A 326-nucleotide genomic window follows, 5' to 3' on the forward strand; every position below is an offset into this window, starting at 1 on the left:
ACGAAATCCCGGAACCAAAAGCTCAAACTCATGTGCCAGCGATTCCAGAACTCTTTAATGTTCGGCGCGGCGAAGGGTTTGTTGAAGTTCATCGGGGTGTCGATGCCCATGATCAAGGAAATCGCCACAGCGAACAAACTGTAGCCGGCAAAATCAAAGAACAGATACATCGAGTAGTCATACATATACCCGACTAACGACCAGGAGAACCCGCCGATTCTCAATGCAAAATGTGCCAACTGCGGCAACCATACAGTGCCAAACAAATATCCCAGCACATATTTGTACAAGAAGCCTAAGAACAAATACTTCACCGCGCGGTTCAA

1 protein-coding gene is annotated in these 326 nt (G+C 47.2%); it reads right to left on the minus strand.

Features of this window, described 5'->3' with window-relative positions:
- Nucleotides 1–326, minus strand: a 326-nt coding sequence (locus FD01_RS15240; RefSeq protein ID WP_338043387.1) for an MBOAT family O-acyltransferase, incomplete at both ends; no start/stop codon positions are given.

The sequence above is a fragment of the Lacticaseibacillus manihotivorans DSM 13343 = JCM 12514 genome, assembly GCF_001435035.1.
Lineage (GTDB): Bacteria > Bacillota > Bacilli > Lactobacillales > Lactobacillaceae > Lacticaseibacillus > Lacticaseibacillus manihotivorans.